We start from the raw sequence: 16,188 nt of genomic DNA on the forward strand, positions 1-16,188 counted from the left end.
CGCGGCAACAGATTGGCTATGCTCCCGGCCTAGCCAAGTCTAAGCAGGAAAATCGCCGCAGGCCGCCGGCTGCAAGCCCTGGCGCAAGCGCGTCATGGACACTGCCAGGCGAGCCTGGCCCTCGCGCAGCACGCGCTGGCTCCAGCTTTGCGCCGCCGGCGCCGCGATGCGTATGCGGCTGCTGCCGATCGCCTCCACCAGCGCCAGCCCGTCGTTCGGCACCACGAAGCACTGGCCGGGGCGCAGGATGAAGTCGGTGTTCTGGCCGTACGCGGTAATCCACGTCACCCCCGACAAGTTCTCCACCACACGCCCGGCGGCATCTTCCAGGCGCAGGGGCGCGTCGCTGCTCAGGGTGTATTCGGCGTAAGGCTGGGTGCGTGATTTCATGCTGCTCTCCTGGTGGTGATTTTCCATGGCTCCAGAATACCCACTGAAGACGGACCATAACAGATGCAGCAAAGCTGAATTGTGATGAACACAGTGCCGTATCGGCTAAACTGTGCTTGTCGAAAAAGCGCTGTGCTGTACCTGTGCCGCACGGCGCGCACCCGCCACAATGGAAGGATGACCATGAGTAGCAATTTATACGAACAGCTGGCCAACGAGCTCGGTGCGCACATCGCCGACCGCGTGTTCGCGCCCGGCGACCGGCTGCCGTCGATCCGCCACCTGGCGCAGCAGAAGCGCCTGTCCGTCAGCACCGTGCTGCAGGCGCTGCGGCTGATGGAGGACCGCGGCCTGATCGAAGCGCGTCCGCAAGCCGGCTACTACGTGCGCCACCGCGCCCGCATGCTGTCCGTGCTGCCGGACGCCGAGCATCTCAAGGAGCCCGGCTACGTCGGCATCACCAGCTTGTTGATGCGCATACTGAAGGAGAACGAGGCGCCAGGCGTGATGCAGTTCGGCTCCGCCTGGCCGCCGGACGAACTGCTGCCCATCAAGCGGGTGCAGAAAACCGTGGCTGCCGTGGCGCGGCGCGATCCGGCGCTGCTGGCCCGGGTCAGCTGCTTTGAAACCAACGAGCCGGAGTTCGTGCGCCAGATCATGCGGCGCGCGCTCGACTGGGGCCGGCCCGACCCGGCCGAGATTGTCGTCACCAGTTCCTGCACCGAGGCGATCAGCCTGTGCCTGCGCGCCGTGGCCAAGCCGGGAGACACCATCGCCATCGAATCGGCGACGTACTTCGTGCTGCTGCAGCTGATCGAGAGCCTGGGCATGAAGGCGCTGGAAATCCCCACGCACCCGAAGACCGGGCCGTCGATCGACGCGCTGGAGCTGGCCCTGAACGCGGGGCTGGTGCAAGCCTGCCTGTTCGTCCCCAACGCCAACAACCCGCTCGGCTGCATCATGCCCGAGGAGAACAAGAAGCGACTGGCCTCGTTGCTGTCGCAGCACGATATCCCGCTGATCGAAGACGACATCTACCGCGACCTGTGCTTCACCACCGAGCGCCCGTGGCCAGTGAAGGCCTACGACAACAGCGGCCACGTGCTGCTGTGCTCATCGTTCTCGAAAGCCATCACACCCGCCTCGCGCGTCGGCTACGTGGTGGCGGGGCGCTGGGCGCAGGAAGTGACCTTGCTGAAGATGGTGTCGAGCGGCGCCACCAGCCAGTTCTTCCAGGCCGTGCTGGCCGATTTCCTGACCGGCAGCGGCTACGAGCTGCAGGTGCGCAAGATGCGGCGCGCGCTGGTGCAGCGCATCGCCCGCATGTCCGACGCCGTGGCCGCCAGCTTCCCGCCTGAATGCTCCATCTCCGAGCCGCAGGGCGGCTTCGTGCTATGGGTGCGGATGCCGCCGCAGGTCGACGCGCTGGCGCTGCACGGCGCGGCGATAGGGCAGGGCGTGGCCCTCATGCCCGGGCCGCTGTTTTCCGCGTCCGGCAAGTTCAGCAACTGCCTGCGGCTCAACTGCGGCAACCCCTGGAGTCCCGACGTGGAGGGCGCCATCGCCCGCCTGGGCGCGCTGGTGCACCGCGCCGCCGACGCCGCCCCCGCCACCCGCGCCGCCTGACACAGGCAGCCTCTGCCGCACCCGGGCGTATCCGGGCACTCGGCGTCCCCGCCGGATCCCGAATGCGGCTCAGTTCGCTTTCGGCACCCAGCGTCACCTTGGCAAGCGAGCTAAGCCGCACCCGGGGCCCGACCCCAAATGCGGCTTGGCTCGCTTTACATTCTTCGCCGTTTTCTGCGCTTCATCCCTTGTTTTCAGCGCTTCATCGCACGCCCATGGCTTGCCGGGAGCCCTTTGGCTACAGTACAACCATCGCAGCACACAACGTAGTCCCAACCACAGCAAGGAGCACATCATGAACGTACTGAAAAACATGGAACTGATCTTCGTCGCCGCCGCTTCGCTGGCAGTCGTCACCAGCTACGCCACCGCCAGCGCCCCGGTGATCGAGATGCCCGCCGCCGCCGTCGCCACCGTGGCAGCCGCGCCAGCGAACATGCAAGTGATCGTGGTCGCCGCAAAACGCCTGACCGCCGCCGAAAAAGCCGCCCTGATCTAAGGTGCGGTTTCAAGGGCAGGGCGCCGGAGGGCGTAAAACTCGAAAGAAGTGGCGTCGTCTTGGTACAATTGCTGTCTTTCCGACATAGCGGCAGCTCCCATGATAGACATCCAACTTCTCCGTAAAGATATCGACACCGTCGCAGCCCGCCTGGCGACGCGCAAGTTCCAGCTGGACGTGGCAGGTTTCAACGCCCTCGAAGCGGAACGCAAAGCGATCCAGATGCGCACCGAAGAACTGCAGAGCAAGCGCAACTCGCTGTCCAAGCAGATCGGCATGCTCAAGGGTAAAGGGGAAGACACCACCGCCGTGATGGCGGAAGTGGCCGGCCTGGGCGACGAGCTGAAGAACAACGAACAGGCGTTGACGGTTGTGCAGGCGCAGATGAGCGACTTCATGCAGTCGGTGCCCAACCTGCCGCACGAGTCGGTCCCGGTCGGCACGGACGAAAGCGGCAATGTCGAGGTACGCAAGATCGGCACCCCGCGCGCCTTCGATTTCGAGGTCAAAGACCACGTCGACGTCGGCGCCGCCCTGGGCCTGGATTTCGACACCGCCACCAAGCTGACCGGTTCGCGCTTCTCCGTCATGAAAGGCGGCATCGCCCGCCTGCACCGCGCGCTGGCGCAGTACATGCTGAACACGCACACCGGCGAGCACGGCTACACCGAATGCTACACGCCTTATATGGTCAACGCCGACTCCCTGCGCGGCACCGGCCAGCTGCCTAAATTCGAAGCCGACCTGTTCTCGGTGAAGAAGGGCGGCGCCGAAGGCGAAGGCGAAACCTTCTACCTGATCCCGACGTCGGAAGTCTCGCTGACCAACATCGTGCGCGACGAGATCCTGGCCGCCGAAGCGCTGCCGGTCAAGATGACCGCGCACACGCCGTGCTTCCGTTCCGAGGCCGGCAGCTACGGCCGCGACACGCGCGGCATGATACGCCAGCACCAGTTCGACAAGGTCGAGCTGGTCCAGGTGGTCCATCCCGACACCTCCTACGACGTGCTCGAAGAGATGGTCGGCCACGCCGAGCGTATTTTGAAAGACCTGGGCCTGCCGTACCGCGTGATGAGCTTGTGCACCGGCGACATGGGCTTCGGCGCCACCAAGACCTACGACCTCGAAGTGTGGCTGCCGGCGCAGAACACCTACCGCGAGATTTCCTCGCTGTCGAACTGCGAAGCGTTCCAGTCGCGCCGCATGCAAGCGCGCTTCCGCAACGCTCAAGGCAAGCCCGAGCTGCTGCATACGCTGAACGGCTCCGGCCTGGCGGTGGGCCGCACCCTGGTGGCCGTGCTGGAAAATTACCAGCAGGCGGACGGCTCGGTGGTGATCCCCGAGGTGCTGCGCCCGTACATGGGTGGCATAACTGAACTGAAGGCGTAAATAGCCCTTCCATTTCCGGCAAGGCCTGCTATAATCTTGCCTTCTCGCAGCAGCATGTGGGGAAACGGAGAGGTGGCAGAGTGGTCGAATGTACTTGACTCGAAATCAAGCGATGGGGCGACCCATCCGTGGGTTCGAATCCCACCCTCTCCGCCACGAGACGCTGCTGCAGGAAAAGTACCACCAGGAGAGGTGGCAGAGTGGTCGAATGTACTTGACTCGAAATCAAGCGATGGGGCGACCCATCCGTGGGTTCGAATCCCACCCTCTCCGCCAAGAAAAAAGAAAAAAGCTCCCTTCGGGGAGCTTTTTTTTTGGCGCCAGAACTTATCAACACATCAATGAAGGTGTTTTTTTTCAAAGAAACTTTCGTTTTGTATTGGACACATTTAATTCGCTGCGGTAACCTGTCCGTCCTTGCAGAACCCAGCCCAGTCCAAAAAATGAACAAGCTTAGCAAACTCGCCGCCGCAGTCTCCGCAGCAACCCTGGCTGGCGGTACGCAAGCCGCCGTGATCAATACCTCCATCAACCTGGACCAGTTGCTGTCGGCGCCCGCCGGCACGTATACCGGCGCATTCGCGCTGGCCGATTTGCTGAGCGCCAACGGGCTGGCCGGTGGCAACGTCCTCAGCGCGCGGGTCAACGCCTACGGCTACTCCGACAGCCAGATCAACCAGGTCTCGCAAGTGGGCTACAGCGAGACGCTCACGAACTCCTACGGTTACACGGTACAGACCTCGTGCGGCTGGAGCGGCTGCAACTACGCCTACGCCTTGTACCGCGATTTCAACGCCAACACTTATTACTTAAGTAGCGACACCGTGCGCGATACCATGGTGTTGAGCGCGGGACAGGGCACCAGCACCGGCCAGGTCAACCTGCAATCGACCGGTTACAACACCAATGGGTATGACTACACCAGCACACGGAACAACGGCACCGCCGGCTACGACTATCTCCGCCACTACACCTACTCGGCAACGCAAAGCTACAGCGGCAGCCTGGGCGCCGGCTATACGCTGAACGCGACCGAATTGATCGCCATGGCGGCGGCCGGCGCCTTCAATTTCTCCGTCGGCGCGCTGCAGGGCAATTTCCACCTGACCCAAGTTGCGCTCGTGCTCGAGGCGGAAGCGGCCCAGATCCAGGCCGGGGCCCAGGTCCCGGAACCGGCAACCGGCGCCTTGATGGTGGGTGGCCTGGCTGCGCTGGCAGCCGCCGCGCGCCGCCGCCGCCGCGACGGCACGGACGCCTGATTCCATGCTGATCAATCCCGCAGCCAGTGTGCGGGTCGAGCACGCCGATGGCGTGCCCGTGCTCTACATCGAGAATTTCTACGCCGATCCGGACGCCGTGCGTGCGCAGGCGCTGCAGGCCCGTTACGACACCTCGCTGGCGCTGTATCCCGGCCGTCACGCCATGCTGGACCAGAAAACCGACCCGCAGCTGGCGCTGGTGTGCGACACGCTGGCGCGGGCTGCTTCCGCCGTGGGCGACCGCCGCTACTTTGGCCCCGACTTCTTCGCCGACTTCTCCATCGTGACCACCCGGCCGCAAGACCTGCTGGCCAAGCAGAAGCATCCGCACGTGGATCCGACTCCCGTACTGGGACTGATCTACCTGACGCCCGGCAGTGAAGAGGGGACCTGCTTCTTCCGCAATGAAATGCTGGGCAAGGCCGTGCTCAGGACGGAGGCCGACTTTGCCGCCCACCAGGACTTCCTGGAACGGCACGGTAAAGACCTGGCGCCGTCCGGCTACGACTGCACGGGCCACCCGGCGTGGAAAAAATTCTACACCATCGAACCGGTATACAATCGTTTCGTGCTCTATCCCGGCAATGTCTTCCATTCGATCGACATCAAACAGGTCGACGACCAACTCAACATGGAGCGGGTGCGCGTCACGCAACGCTTCGTCGTGCAGAACAGCCACAGCAAATGATCAATTCTATCGCCATCGTTGGCGGCGGCACCTCCGGCTGGATGGCGGCGGCCTATCTCAATAAAGTGCTCAGCGTCGGCGGCGCGCCGATTGCCATCACCGTGGTCGAGTCCGACGACATCGGCATCATCGGCGTGGGCGAGGCGACGGTGCCGACCATCAAGGGCATCCTGGCCATGCTGGAGATCCAGGAATGGGAGTTCATGGTCGAGACCGACGCCACCTTCAAGAACGCGATACGCTTCCAGGACTGGTTGAACACGCCGGGCGAGGGCGTGCCCGGCAACGATTTCTACCATTTGTTCGAAGCGCCGCCCGTCATTTCGGGATTTTCGGCGGCCACGCACTGGACTTCGCTGGCGGACCGCGGCGCCCAGCCGCGCCGCTTCGACCTTGCCGTCGGCGTGCAAGGTGTGCTGTGTGAAAACGCCCGCTCGCCCAAAAGCGAGGGCGGGCGCCCCTACGAGGCGCCGGTGCCCTACGCCTACCATCTGGATGCGGTGAAGTTCGGGCAATTCCTGCGCCGCCTGGCCGTGGGGCGCGGCGTGCGCCACGTGGTCGATACCGTCACCGAAGTGCGCAAGGGCCCCGAGGGCGAGATCGCCGGCCTGCTCACGCAGGCCAACGGCGAACTGCAGGCCGATTTCTATATCGACTGCTCGGGCTTCCGCTCGCTGCTGCTGGGCGGCGCGCTGGAGGAGCCGTTCTGCGACTGGAGCGAGTACCTGCTGTGCGACCGGGCTGTGGCATGCCAGCTGCCCCATGCGAGTGCGGACGTGCCCTTGCGCAGCTACACCACCTCGAGCGCCAAGGAGGCGGGCTGGATCTGGGAAATCGATCTGTTCACCCGGCGCGGCAACGGCTATGTGTATTCGTCCCGCCACTCGACACCCGAGCGCGCCGAAGAAGTGCTGCGCGAGCATCTGGGGCCGGCGGCGGACGGCGCCAGCATGCGCCACCTGGACATGCAGATCGGCCACCGCCGCAATATGTGGGTGAAGAACTGCCTGGGCCTTGGGCTGGCCGGCGGCTTCCTGGAGCCGCTGGAGTCGACCGGCATTTACCTGGTGGAAGTGGCCCTGTCCATCTTCGTCGACCACATCGGCACAGGCCCGGCCAGCCCGTATCTGGCGCAGCGCTTCAACGGAAAGATGCAATCGATTTACGAGGAGTTGCGCGATTTTATACAGATGCACTATGTGACATCGAACCGCGACGACACGCCGTTCTGGCGTGACTACACCAGCAAGGTGAAAATGTCGGATAACCTGAAGTACAAGCTGGACTTGTGGACCTTCAAACTGCCCACGATCACCGACCTGGACGGCAAGTTGACGCTGTTCGGCCCGTCGAGCTACGCCTACATCCTGGCCGGCATGGACCGCCTGCCGGCGCTGGGCAACCACCTGTCGCCCTATGTCGACCCGATGGCCAGCGCCCAGGCGCTGCGCGAAGTGGAACTGCTGCAAGAGCAGGCGCTGAAGGGCTCGCGCGAGCAGCGCGAATACCTGCACAAGCACCACGCTACCGGCCGCTGAACGCAGGAGCCGTCACGCGCCTGGTCCAGGCGGCGGCCCCTGCTTGTTGCGCATTATCCAATCCTCGTCCAGAACAATTGCAAACGCGCAAATCTAACATGCGTCCTGCGCGGAAATGTTTATAATCTTTTCAGAACAGCAGTCAGCTGCAACAGCCGTAGCGAAAGCGGCGGTCAACTGAGAGACGGAACATGCCCCCACGCCTATCCTGCGCCTTCGCACTGAGCTCGCTCCTGGCCGGAGCCGCAGCCCAAGCCGCCACGGCGATCGACGGCGACTTCGCCGACCTGTCCATTGAACAACTGAGCAACATTGTCGTCACGTCCGTGTCGCGCCAGGAGGAGCGCCTGAACAACGCGGCGGCCTCGATCTTCATCATCACCGCCAGCGACATCCGCCGCACCGGCGTGCGCACGCTACCCGAAGCGCTGCGGCTGGCGCCCAACCTGCAGGTGGCGCGCAGCGACGCGCGCAATTACGCGATCAGCGCGCGCGGCTTTAACAACGTGCTGTCCTCCAACAAGCTGCTGGTGATGATAGACGGCCGCGCCGTCTACTCGCCGTTGATCTCCGGCGTGTTCTGGGACGCGCAGGACGTGGTGATGGAGGACATCGAACGCATCGAGGTGATCAGCGGGCCGGGCGCCACCATCTGGGGCGTGAACGCGGTCACCGGCGTCATCAACGTGATCACGCGCTCGGCCAGGGATACGCTGGGCGGACTGGCCAGCGCGACGGCCGGGTCGCACGAAAAGGACGGTGCCCTGCGCTACGGCGCCAGGCTGGAGAACGGCGTGCATTACCGCATGTATGCGCGCTACATGAACGCGGGCGATGCCGACAACGCCGCCGGCGCGAAGACCGCGACGGGCATGCGCCGCCGCCAGGCCGGTTTCCGCGCCGACGCCGACGTCGCGCAAGGGGCGCTGACGGTGACCGGCGACGTCTACCAGGGCGCGCTGTCCCAGAAGGGCACGCGCGACATCTTTATCTCCGGCGGCAACCTGATGCAGCGCTACACGCGCAAGCTGAGCGACAACTCCGACCTGCGCTTGCAACTGGTGCTGGACCACACCGAGCGCAACCAGCCGAACGCCTATATCGACCGGCTGAGTACGGTAGAGGCCGAAGCCCAGCACGGCGTGCGCCTGGGGGAGCGCCACAGCGTGGTGTGGGGCGGCGGCTACCGACACAGCTGGGACGACGTGACCCCCGGCCCGTTCACCTTCCTGCCCGGCAAGCTCGACATGCACTGGGGCAACGTATTCGCCCAGGATGAGATTGCGCTAAGCGAGGAGCTGAAGCTGACGGCCGGCCTGAAGGTCGAGCATAACAGCTACACCGGCGCCGAATACCTGCCCAACCTGCGCCTGGCCTGGACCCCGGACGCGCGCCAGCTGGTCTGGGCCAGCCTGGCGCGCACCGTGCGCGCGCCAGCGCGCATCGACCGCGACTTGTACTTTCCGTCCAAGCCGGTCATGGTAGCGGGCGCCTTGCGCTACGCCTTGGCCGGCGGCCCGGACTTCGTCTCCGAAACGGCCAATGTGGCCGAGCTGGGCTATCGCGCCCAGCCCGGCGCCAACCTGAGCTACTCGGCCACCTTGTTCTATGCCGACTACGACAAGCTGCGCACGCAAGAGCCGCTGCCGGTGTTCGGTTTCGCCATCCGCAACCTCGGCAAGGGCACCACGCGCGGCCTGGAACTGTGGTCGCGCTGGCAGGCCGGCGCCGACTGGCGCCTGAGCGGCGGCCTGGTGGCGCAGGACATCAGTTTTGGGCTCAAGCCCGGCAGCCGGGCCGTGGCCTCGGCGCTGGCCTCGAACGACCCCCGCTTGCGCTGGATGTTGCGTTCCTCGTACGACCTGTCGGACGCCCACCAGCTCGATTTAACGCTGCGCTACGTCGGCAAGCTGGTCAACCCGGCCGTACCGCATTATCATGAGATGGACCTGCAATGGCTGTGGAAGGTCAGCCCCGGCGTCGATGTGGCGCTGATCGGCCAGAATTTGCTGCACAGCGCGCATCCCGAATTCGGCGCAGCCCCCAACCGCGCTGTTTATGAACGCAACGCATTGCTGAAACTGACATGGCGATTCTAATGCCCGCCGACGGCGACGGCGCCCAAGCTTGCGCCGTGCCATGGCCGTTCCCGGCGCAGGCCGCCGCATGCCGGCGCTGGCTCGCGGCCGGCTGGCGTTGGCTGGCTTCCCTGCTGATGCTGGGCCTGGCGCTGTCCAGCCTGGCCAACGGCTCGGACGCGCCGGCCGCCCCGCCGGCCAGCGTCGAGCGCGCCGTGAAGGCGGCCTTCCTGTACAAATTCCTCGGCTATATCGAATTCCCCGCCACGGCGGACAGCGGCGGCCCGCTGGTGGTGGGCGTGGTGGGCGCCGACGATGTCGGCATCGAACTGGCGCGCATCACCGCCGGCCGTACGGTCGGCACGCGCCCGGTCAGCGTGCGCCCGCTGCGCGAGGGCGAGCCGCTGAACGGCTTGCATATGCTGTTTGTCGGCGCCGAGACGGCCAAGCCGGCCACGGTGCTGAAGGCCGCCCAGCAGGCCGGCGTGCTGAGCGTGAGCGAGACCGAGGGCGGCCTGCAGCAGGGCAGCGTGATCAATTTCCGCGTGGTCGAGGAACGCGTGCGCTTTGAAGTATCGCTGCCGTCGGCCGAGAAAAGCAATGTCAAGCTCAGTTCGCGGCTGCTGTCGGTGGCTTACCACGTGCAAAAAGGCAGTCAGTGATGTTTTTCCGCCTGAAACCAGGCACTGTACGCGGCAAGTTGATCGTCATGGCGCTCGCAACCACCTTCGTGGCGCTGGTGACCGCCTCGATCGCCATGCTGCTGTATGACCTGAATTCCTACCAGCAGTACTGGGTGGACGACATGACCACCCAGGCCGAGATCGTGGCCACCGTCAGCACGCCGGCGATCAGCTTCAACGACCCGGTGGCGGCGCGGCAGAATCTGTCGCTGCTGCGGGTGCGGCCGCAAATCCAGGCCGGCGCCATCTATACCGCCGGCGGCGGCTTGTTCGCCGCCTACGCGCAGTCGGTGGAGGACACACCGGTGTTTCCGGCCCGGCCGGGCCGCACCGGCTACAGCATCGAGGGCGGGCGGCTGGTGGTGAACCACCCCATCGTCGAAAACGGCGAGGTGATCGGCTCCGTCTATCTGAGCGCGCGCTACGGACTGCTGGAACGGGTGCGCAGCTACGCCGCCATCCTGGGCGGCGTGATGCTGCTCAGCCTGTTGCTGGCGGCGCTGGTGGCGAGCCGGCTGCAGCAGGGCATCACGCGGCCGCTGGCGGCGGTGACCGGTGTGGCGCGCGAGGTGATGCAAAAGCGCGACTTCAGCCTGCGCGTGCCGCCCACCGACACCGGCGGCGAGATCGGCACGCTGGTGGCGGCCTTCAACAATATGCTGGCCGAAGTGGGCCGCCGCGCGCACGCGCTGCAGCAAGCCAACCAGACGCTGGAGCACGAGATGACGGTGCGCCAGGGCGCCGAGCGGGCGCTGCTGCTGGCCGACCGCCGCAAGGACGAATTCCTGGCCACGCTGGCGCACGAACTGCGCAACCCGCTGGCGCCTATCCGGACCGGACTCGACATCCTGCGCATCAGCGTCGAGGACCGCGCGGCGGGCGACAAGGCGCGCGCCATCATGGAGCGGCAACTCAAGCAGATGGTGCGGCTGGTGGACGATTTGCTGGACGTGTCCCGCATCAACACCGGCAAGCTGGCCATCCAGCGCGAGCAGGTGGAGTTGCACGCGGTGGTGGGCGACGCGCTGGAACTGGTGCGCCCCTACGTGGCCGCGCTCGGGCATAGCCTGGCGGTGGAGTTGCCGACGGCGCCGGTCTACCTCGACGGCGACGCCACGCGGCTGGCGCAAGTGTTGTCCAACCTGCTCAACAACGCGGCCAAGTACACCGACCGCGGCGGGGAACTGTCGCTGCGCGCCGCGCTGGAAGACGGGCAATTGCGCATCCGCGTGCGCGACAACGGCATCGGCATCGCGCCGGACATGCTGGGGGCGATCTTCGAAATGTTCGTGCAGGCCGACACTTCGCTGGAGCGCAGCACCGCCGGCCTGGGCGTGGGCCTGTCGCTGGCCAAGAAGCTGGCCGAGCTGCACGGCGGCGGAATCACGGCGGCCAGCGGCGGACCGGGGCTGGGCAGCGAATTCACGGTGAGCCTGCCGGTCGTGGCGGCGCCCGCCGCGCCGCAGGCGGTCCCGGCCGGGACCGGGCGGGACCGCATGGCCTACCGCATCCTGCTGGTGGACGACAACGCCGATTTCATCGACGGCATCGGCAATCTGCTGCGCGCCGCCGGCCACACGGTGCGCGTGTGCCACGAGGGGCTGAGCGCGCTCGGCATCGCTGACGCGTTCGCGCCGGATTTCGCCTTCCTCGACATCGGCATGCCCAAGCTGAACGGCTACGACCTGGCGCGCGCGCTGCGGCAATTGCCGGGGCTGAGCAACACGACGCTGGTTGCGGTCACCGGCTGGGGCCAGCAGAAGGACAGGCAGATGGCCTTCGAAGCTGGCTTCCAGGTGCACCTGGTGAAGCCGGTAGGCTACGACCAGATTGTGGCGATATTGGACGGCGGCGCGGCCGCATGAAGGGGCCACAGGCATGCAGGCGAGCGTTTGCTAATATTTTCCGGATCAGCAATACTGATTGATTAACTGTTTGCAACTGTCTGCCATGCTGAGAAAATCCTTGTTCGCCGTACTGACGCTGGCGCAGATACTCGCGCTTGGCGGCTGTGCGGGCGGATGGTTCGCCAAGAAACCGGCGCCGCCTGGCCCAGCGGGTGGCAAGGTGCCCGGAGCGACTGCCGGTGCGCGCGCAGCTGCACCCGCCATCCCGGCGGACAAGGCTGCAGGCAGAGACGCCGGTACCCCCGGCGCTGCGGCGTCCGGCGGGCGTGCGCTCCCGGTGTCGACAGCGTCGCGCGCGGCCGGCACAGCGCCGCAGCTATCCGGCCTGTCGTCGCCCGATGCGCCCGCATCGGGGAAAATCGCATTCTGGCTCACTACCGGCGACCAGACTCAATTGCTGCGGCGCCAGCCAGACGCGCAGCTGGCTACGCTGCCGCGTCCGCTTACCCCATGGTCGCAAGGCGTGGAGACCGCCGGCTCCTTGGCGGCCGGCCCGTTGACCATCACCGTCGACAGCGGCCGGCGCCACCAGCAGATGGCCGGCTTCGGCGCGGCCCTGAGCGACTCGTCAGCCTGGCTGCTGAAGCAACGCCTCGCGCCCGTCCAGCGCAAAGCCCTGCTGGCCGAGCTGTTCGGCCCGCCGCCCGGGATCGCGTTGAGCGTTGCGCGCCTCTACCTGGGCGGCTCCGAATTCGCCCGCAGTCAGTACAGCTACGACGATCTTGCGCCCGGCCTCAGTGACGACGGACTGGCCCAATTCTCCATCGATCCCGACCGCGCCTACCTGCTGCCGCTATTGACGGATGCGCTCGCCAACAACCCCGATCTGGAGCTGATCGCCTCGCCCGGCAGCGCTCCCGGCTGGATGAAAACCAGCGGCAGCCTGCTGCAAGGCACTCTCAAGCCGGAAGCCTACGAAGCCTACGCCCGCTACCTGAAACGCTACGCCGACGTGTATCTGGAAGAGGGCGTCCCCATCCACGCCATCACGCTGCAAAACGAGCCGCACGCCGAACCGGCCGACACGCCGGGCATGCGCCTGGACGAGGCGGCGCGCGCAACGCTGATCGGCAAGCATCTGGGCCCGCTGCTGGAAGACGAAGGCCCGCTGATACTCGAATGGGACGGCAACCGCGACAACGCCAAGGCACCGCTCAAAGTGCTCGCCGACAAGGACGCCGGCAAATACATCGCCGGCGTCGCATGGCATTGCTATGCAGGCGACGTCGCCGCACAGGCGGCCGTGGCGGAGGCCCACCCCGGCAAGAGCGCCTACATCACCGAGTGTTCCGGCGGCGCCTGGGCGCCCGCGTGGAGTGACAACCTGACCCATTTCGGCCGTACGCTGGTGCTAGGTGCGACGCGCGGCAACGCGCGCGGCATCCTGTTCGGCAACCTCGCGCTGGACGAGCAGGGCGGCCCGCGCATCGGCGGCTGCCGTGGCTGCCGCGGCGTGGTGACGGTGGGCGCGGACGGCGCCGTCGTGCGCAACGTCGAATATTATGCGCTGGCCCACGCCAGCCGCTTCGTGCGGCCCGGCGCCTGGCGCATCGCCTCCAGCGCCAGCCAGGACGGCCTCGACAGCGCCGCCTTCGAAAACCCCGACGGCACGCTGGTCCTGATCGCCGTCAATTCCGGCGCCGAAGCGCGCCCCTTCTCCGTGCGCGCCGCCGCCCTCGGCTTCAGCGCCACGCTCCCTCCGGCCAGCATCGCCACCTTCACATGGCGCCCCTTGCCCTAGGTTTGCGGATGATCAAGGCTGGTCAGCGCTTCGGTTGACGTGGCCGGTAGCGCGGAGCACCATGTCGGGTATGGAAAATCGCATCGCAGCTTTGGAGACGAGCACTGCCGTGCTGCAGACGGCAGTCGACGCCCTTGCGTCCGACGTCTCGGTTTTGAAGACGGACATGTCCGCTGTCAAGATAGACGTCGCCGTCATCAAATCGAATTACGTCACGAAAGACGAGCTGCACAAGGGACTTGCCGAACTGGGCCGAGAGATCCGCATCGTGCAGCGCTGGCTGGTTGGCCTCATCATCGCAGTGGTGTTCGGCTTTCTTTACCACGGAAGGGCGAGGGATGCGTCACAGACTTTCCCGGCGCCGCCGATCCAAGTGGCCCCGCAGGCCATGCCATCTGCACCGGCTGCGCCGGCCGAGCCGTCACCTCAACGTTAGCTATCTGGCGTAGAATCGGCGCTTAGCCAAGAGGAGCGCCATGCTGTTTGACCTGACCGATTTGCGCCTGTTCATCCACATCGCCGAGCTCAAGAGCCTGACCCGCAGCGCCGAGCGCATGCACATGTCGCTGGCGGCGGCGAGCAACCGGGTCAAGGAGCTGGAGGCGCGCTTCGGCACCCGCTTGCTGTACCGCGAGAACAAGGGCGTGCAGCTGTCGCCGGCCGGCGAGACGCTGCTGGCCTACGCGCAGCAGTTCATGCAGCTGGTCGAGCGCATGAAAAGCGAGATGCAGCAATATAACAATGGCATCAAGGGCCATATCCGCATCTTCGCCAACACCACCGCCGTCACCGAATTCATGCCTGAAGTGCTGGGCCGCTTCCTGGGCGTGCATCCGCAAGTGAACGTGGCGCTGGAAGAGCGCCTGAACCAGGACATCGTGCGCGGCGTGCAGGAGGGCACGGCCGATATCGGCATCGCGGCCGGCCCGGTGCAGGGCGCGGGCCTGGAGGTGATACCGTTTTCAACCGACCGCTTGGTGCTGGCGACGGCGCTGGACCATCCGCTGGCCGCGATGGGCAAGATCAGTTTCGCGGAGACGCTGGACTACCAGCACATCGGCCTGCATGAGGGCAGCACCTTGCAGCACTTCCTGACCCGCGCGGCGAGCGAGGTGGGGCAGCGCCTGCAGCTGCGCATCCAGGTGCGCGGCTTCGAAGCCATGTGCCGCATGGTGGAGAATAATGTGGGGATCGCCATCCTGCCGCATTCGTCGGCGCTGCGCCTGAGCCTCAGCCTGAAGCTGGCGTTGGTGGAGTTGACGGAACCGTGGGCGGTGCGCGAGCGCAGCGTGGTGGTCCAGAAGCTCGACGCGCTGCCGCTGTACGCGCGCGAGCTGGTGGACTTCATCTGCAATATGGAAGCGCCGGCCGCCTGATTATTTGCCTTCGGCGGCGGCGGCTTCCTTGTTGAAGGTGGCGATCAGCTCCTTGCCGATGCGGTCCTCCATGGTCTTTTGCACCGGCAGCAGCGCCGCGCGCCAGGCGGCCTTCTCCTGCGGCGTGAGCGTGTAGACCTCGGTCTTGCCGGACTTGCGGATCGCATCCAGCGCCGCATCGTTTTCCTTTTGCGCGATGTCGTTGGCGTAGCGCGTGGCTTCCTTCATGGCGCCGTCGAGCGCCGTGCGGATGTCCGCCGGCAGCCCGTCCCAGAATTTCTTGTTAACGATGACGGCGTAGCCGATGTAGCCGTGGTCCGACACCGTCAGGTGCTTCTGCACCTCATGCACTTTCTGCGTGTAGATGTTGGACGGCGTGTTCTCGCTGCCGTCGACCACGCCGGTCTGCATGGCCTGGTAGACCTCGGAGAAGGCCAGCACCTGCGGATTGGCGCCCAGCGCGCGCATCTGCGCGTCCAGCACCTTGGACGACTGGATGCGCAGCTTCAGGCCCTTGAAATCGGCCGGCATCCGGAGCGGCTTGTTGGCCGTCATTTCCTTGAAGCCGTTGTCCCAGAACGCCAGCCCCACTATGCCTTTGGGCTCCAGCTTCTTCAGCAGGGAATGGCCGACCGGGCCTTCGTTTACGCGCACCAGCGCCGCCTTGCTGGGCAGGATGTAGGGCAGGTCGTAGACCTCGAATTCCTTCACGCCCAGCGGACCGAACTTGGACAGCGAAGGCGCCAGCATCTGCACCGATCCCAGTTGCAGCGCCTCCAGTTCCTCCTTGTCCTTGTACAGCTGGCTGTTGGGATAAATCTCCACTTTCACGCGGCCCTTGGTGGCCGCCTCGGCCAGTTCCTTGAAGCGCTGCGCGCCCTTGCCTTTCGGTGTGTCCTGCGCAACGACGTGGCTGAACTTGATGACGATGGGGCTTTGCGCTTGCGCGCCGGCCGCGAACATGGCGATGGCGGCAAACAGCAGGGATTGCAATTTCATGGTGTCTCCTGATTA

14 protein-coding genes and 2 tRNA genes are annotated in these 16,188 nt (G+C 65.6%); 14 read left to right on the top strand and 2 right to left on the bottom strand.

Features of this window, described 5'->3' with window-relative positions; translation table 11 throughout:
• Positions 1-39: 39 nt before the first annotated feature.
• Positions 40-390: a DUF2917 domain-containing protein gene (locus ACSQ8Y_RS03955; protein WP_436265156.1), complete on the bottom strand. Its 351-nt coding sequence runs from the start codon at positions 388-390 to the stop codon at positions 40-42.
• 183 nt (positions 391-573) lie between these two features.
• Between ACSQ8Y_RS03955 and ACSQ8Y_RS03960 the strand changes: the two genes are divergently transcribed.
• The 14 genes from ACSQ8Y_RS03960 (at position 574) to ACSQ8Y_RS04025 (ending at position 15,174) form a co-directional block, all read left to right on the top strand.
• Positions 574-2,016, top strand: a complete 1,443-nt coding sequence (locus ACSQ8Y_RS03960; protein WP_436265157.1) for a PLP-dependent aminotransferase family protein — start codon at positions 574-576, stop codon at positions 2,014-2,016.
• A 295-nt stretch (positions 2,017-2,311) separates the two neighbouring features.
• Entirely contained in the window at positions 2,312-2,515 is a 204-nt protein-coding gene (locus ACSQ8Y_RS03965; protein ID WP_436265158.1) for a hypothetical protein, read from the top strand.
• A 99-nt stretch (positions 2,516-2,614) separates the two neighbouring features.
• Positions 2,615-3,904, top strand: coding sequence for a serine--tRNA ligase (gene serS / locus ACSQ8Y_RS03970; protein ID WP_436265159.1), 1,290 nt, complete (start codon positions 2,615-2,617; stop codon positions 3,902-3,904).
• 66 nt (positions 3,905-3,970) lie between these two features.
• Positions 3,971-4,060, top strand: a tRNA-Ser gene (locus tag ACSQ8Y_RS03975).
• A gap of 30 nt (positions 4,061-4,090) precedes the next feature.
• A tRNA-Ser gene (locus ACSQ8Y_RS03980) sits at positions 4,091-4,180 on the top strand.
• Positions 4,181-4,347: 167 nt separating this feature from the next.
• Entirely contained in the window at positions 4,348-5,163 is an 816-nt protein-coding gene (locus ACSQ8Y_RS03985; protein WP_436265160.1) for a PEP-CTERM sorting domain-containing protein, read from the top strand.
• Positions 5,164-5,167: 4 nt separating this feature from the next.
• Positions 5,168-5,851, top strand: coding sequence for a DUF6445 family protein (locus ACSQ8Y_RS03990; protein WP_436265161.1), 684 nt, complete (start codon positions 5,168-5,170; stop codon positions 5,849-5,851).
• Positions 5,848-7,389, top strand: a complete 1,542-nt coding sequence (locus tag ACSQ8Y_RS03995) for a tryptophan halogenase family protein (RefSeq protein ID WP_436265162.1) — start codon at positions 5,848-5,850, stop codon at positions 7,387-7,389. The genes ACSQ8Y_RS03990 and ACSQ8Y_RS03995 overlap by 4 nt, the downstream gene beginning before the upstream one ends.
• Before the next feature lie 191 nt (positions 7,390-7,580).
• The gene (locus tag ACSQ8Y_RS04000) at positions 7,581-9,488 is read left to right on the top strand and encodes a TonB-dependent receptor plug domain-containing protein (protein ID WP_436265164.1); all 1,908 of its coding nucleotides are present in this window, start codon (positions 7,581-7,583) and stop codon (positions 9,486-9,488) included.
• A complete protein-coding gene (locus ACSQ8Y_RS04005) occupies positions 9,476-10,129 on the top strand; it encodes a YfiR family protein (RefSeq protein ID WP_436265165.1) in 654 nt (217 codons plus the stop codon). The genes ACSQ8Y_RS04000 and ACSQ8Y_RS04005 overlap by 13 nt, the downstream gene beginning before the upstream one ends.
• 47 nt (positions 10,130-10,176) lie before the next feature.
• The gene (locus tag ACSQ8Y_RS04010; protein WP_436265166.1) at positions 10,177-12,015 is read left to right on the top strand and encodes a hybrid sensor histidine kinase/response regulator; all 1,839 of its coding nucleotides are present in this window, start codon (positions 10,177-10,179) and stop codon (positions 12,013-12,015) included.
• 85 nt (positions 12,016-12,100) lie between these two features.
• Positions 12,101-13,798: a glycoside hydrolase family 30 protein gene (locus ACSQ8Y_RS04015; RefSeq protein WP_436265167.1), complete on the top strand. Its 1,698-nt coding sequence runs from the start codon at positions 12,101-12,103 to the stop codon at positions 13,796-13,798.
• Between the two features lie 70 nt (positions 13,799-13,868).
• On the top strand, positions 13,869-14,234 hold the full coding sequence (locus ACSQ8Y_RS04020) for a hypothetical protein (RefSeq protein ID WP_436265168.1): 366 nt from the start codon (positions 13,869-13,871) through the stop codon (positions 14,232-14,234).
• A 40-nt stretch (positions 14,235-14,274) separates the two neighbouring features.
• Positions 14,275-15,174, top strand: coding sequence for a LysR substrate-binding domain-containing protein (locus ACSQ8Y_RS04025; protein ID WP_436265170.1), 900 nt, complete (start codon positions 14,275-14,277; stop codon positions 15,172-15,174).
• Here ACSQ8Y_RS04025 and ACSQ8Y_RS04030 read toward each other — a convergent pair whose 3' ends face one another.
• Positions 15,175-16,173 carry a TRAP transporter substrate-binding protein gene (locus ACSQ8Y_RS04030; RefSeq protein ID WP_436265171.1) on the bottom strand — a complete coding sequence of 333 codons (999 nt, stop codon included), beginning with the start codon at positions 16,171-16,173 and terminating at the stop codon, positions 15,175-15,177.
• Positions 16,174-16,188 lie beyond the last annotated feature (15 nt).

It is taken from the genome of Pseudoduganella sp. LjRoot289 (assembly GCF_964252925.1).
In the GTDB taxonomy this organism is placed as follows: domain Bacteria; phylum Pseudomonadota; class Gammaproteobacteria; order Burkholderiales; family Burkholderiaceae_D; genus Rugamonas.